This window comes from Halomonas sp., from assembly GCF_041689495.1.
GTDB lineage: Bacteria > Pseudomonadota > Gammaproteobacteria > Pseudomonadales > Halomonadaceae > Halomonas.
Window position 1 is genome coordinate 1 of record NZ_JBDNGD010000174.1, and the last position, 2,220, is coordinate 2,220.

3 protein-coding genes and 1 pseudogene are annotated in these 2,220 nt (G+C 63.3%); 3 read left to right on the forward strand and 1 reads right to left on the reverse strand.

What is annotated here, in order from left to right:
* Complete coding sequence (locus ACESMD_RS06015; protein WP_372611270.1) at positions 1 to 570, forward strand: TIGR04211 family SH3 domain-containing protein; 570 nt, start codon at positions 1 to 3, stop codon at positions 568 to 570.
* Positions 571 to 589: 19 nt separating this feature from the next.
* Positions 590 to 1,225 carry a thiopurine S-methyltransferase gene (locus ACESMD_RS06020; RefSeq protein ID WP_372611272.1) on the forward strand — a complete coding sequence of 212 codons (636 nt, stop codon included), beginning with the start codon at positions 590 to 592 and terminating at the stop codon, positions 1,223 to 1,225.
* Positions 1,226 to 1,314: 89 nt separating this feature from the next.
* On the opposite strand, the gene ACESMD_RS06025 is transcribed toward ACESMD_RS06020, so the two are convergent.
* Positions 1,315 to 1,905, reverse strand: coding sequence for a YajG family lipoprotein (locus ACESMD_RS06025; protein ID WP_372611274.1), 591 nt, complete (start codon positions 1,903 to 1,905; stop codon positions 1,315 to 1,317).
* Between the two features lie 172 nt (positions 1,906 to 2,077).
* On the opposite strand from ACESMD_RS06025, the pseudogene ACESMD_RS06030 reads away from it, so the two are divergent.
* A pseudogene (locus ACESMD_RS06030) lies at positions 2,078 to 2,220 on the forward strand (ribulose-phosphate 3-epimerase); the annotation flags it as partial.

The window sequence follows — 2,220 nt, forward strand, 5'->3', positions numbered from 1 at the left end:
CTGCCGCTTTATGCTCAGGCGCCCCAGCAGTCAAACTGGGTTTCGGATGACCTCACCACTTGGGTTCGCAGCGGCCCAACCGACGGTTACCGCATCGTAGGTACCTTGACCGCCGGTGAGCCGGTCGCGGTTCTTGAGACCAGCGGCGACTATAGTCGGGTCGAGAATTCCGAAGGCGATACCGTCTGGGTGTTGACCAGCGAGTTGCAGGAAACCCCCAGCACCCAGGTTCGCCTGCCGATCCTGGAGCAGCGGGTGGCCGAGTTGACCGGCGAGCTGGACGGCATCAACGACGACTGGGAGAACCGGGTCGCCTCCATGACCCAGACCCTGGAAACCACCGACCAGCGTATCGCCGAAATCGAGGCGCGTAACCGTGAACTCGAGGCCGAATCGGCCGCCTCGCGCCAGACCATCCGTCAACTCCAGGCACGCCTGGATACCCAGGAAGAAGACCTCCTGCTGCGCTATTTCATGTATGGAGGTGGTGTGGCGGGTGCTGGTCTGCTGGTGGGTCTGATCATCCCCCACCTTCCCCGGCGTCGAAAGAAGAATGATCGCTGGTTCTGATACCGAGGCAGGAAGTTGAATGGTCAAGCATTGGATCGCCCGCTGGCAGGAAGGTCGAATCGGGTTCCATCGTGATGCGCCCCATCCATTGCTGATGCGCTATTGGCCGGGACTGGGGGTCATGCCCGGCACCAAGATACTGGTTCCGTTGTGTGGAAAGAGCCTGGACATGCGCTGGCTGGGGCAGCATGACCATCCTGTGCTGGGTATCGAGCTGGCGCCCGAGGCGGTCGAGCAGTTCATCATCGAGGGACAGGGAGAGGTATCCCGCTATCGCCAGGACGGTTTTGTTGTCTGTCGCCAGGCCGATGTCGAACTCTGGTGCGGGGACTTCTTCCACTTCCATATCGAGCAGGCGGCCGAAATCGGTGCCTTCTACGACCGGGCGGCGCTGATTGCGTTGCCAGCCGCCACTCGACAGCGCTATGCCTTTCACCTGGCCCAACTGCTGCCTCCCGGTGCGGCCGGTCTGCTGATCAGCCTGACCCGCACCCTTGACGATGGCGGCCCCCCTTTCACGGTGTCTGGCGACGAGGTGCGCGAGCTCTTCGAGCCCAACTTTCGCGTCACGCATCTGGAGGACGGCGAGCCGGAAGCGGGCAGCGGCTTCCAGGAGAGCGTCTGGGCCTTGGTAAGAAAAGGCCCCTCGGCATAGACGTTGCAAGACGTTGCAGAATGGACGCCGCCTGTATCGCAACAATGAGGCCACCCCCGGGTGGCCTCATCGTCTGGCAGCAGGTTAGGTCAGCGAGCCAGCAGTCGGCCCAGCTCCGGATCGCGGAAGGCGCGGTTCAGGCCATCCGAGAGCAGGTCGTTGACCATGCGGGTATTGGTGTCACGGTCCGGGCGGACGGCGAAACTCTGGGTGCGCCAGGACGTGTAGGTTCCGGTGTAGGTGTTGCCGCCGTTGACGGCTTCGGCGACAAACACCGCCTCCAGGCGGGCCTCGTCGATGACCGGACGGCTTTCCCCCCGCTCGTACCCGAGACGATCAAGCGTCAGCGTCAGGCTGGGGCGGCCCTCGGCATGCTCGGTGGTCGGCGAGAAGCCCATCTCGCGGACGGCGCCCTCGGCCTCGCGCTGCAGCCTGGGGATCAGTTCATGGGCGCTGACGGTGATGGTGGCGGTGGACATGGCGCTGCCACTTCGCGTGCCGATCACCTCGCTGTCACGGCCATCCACGGCTACCACTGTCACGGCCTGGCCACTGCCGCTCTGGGGTACGGCGGCCGTGCGCTTGGGGTCGAGCTGGAGATAGTGGGGGCTGGCGCAACCGCCCAGCCAGGCAGCGGCGAGCAGCAGGGCAGAAAGACGAAGTAAGTGGCGACGATGCATGGGGCACTCCCAGGAGGACAGGGTTGAACAATCATCCGATTATATCGGCTCCTGGCGCGGCCTGCTCGACCGTAGGCCAGGTGTCACGGCGAGCGGTTCTGACGGCTGGAGCTCTGGTAGACTGTCGTCTCGATTCCATCAGGTTCTGAACGCATCTACGACAGGCTTGCCAATGTCCGAGACGACCCGAGACTTCTATATCGCACCCTCCATCCTTTCTGCTGACTTCGCCCGCCTGGGTGAAGAGGTGGACAATGTGCTGGCCTCCGGTGCAGATATCGTCCACTTCGATGTGATGGACAATCACTTTGTGCC

Excerpts from the sequence above, each read along its gene's own strand:
- ACESMD_RS06025 (WP_372611274.1), bottom strand. The coding sequence starts at position 1,905 with ATGCATCGTCGCCACTTACTTCGTCTTTCTGCCCTGCTGCTCGCCGCT.
- ACESMD_RS06020 (WP_372611272.1), top strand. The coding sequence starts at position 590 with ATGGTCAAGCATTGGATCGCCCGCTGGCAGGAAGGTCGAATCGGGTTC.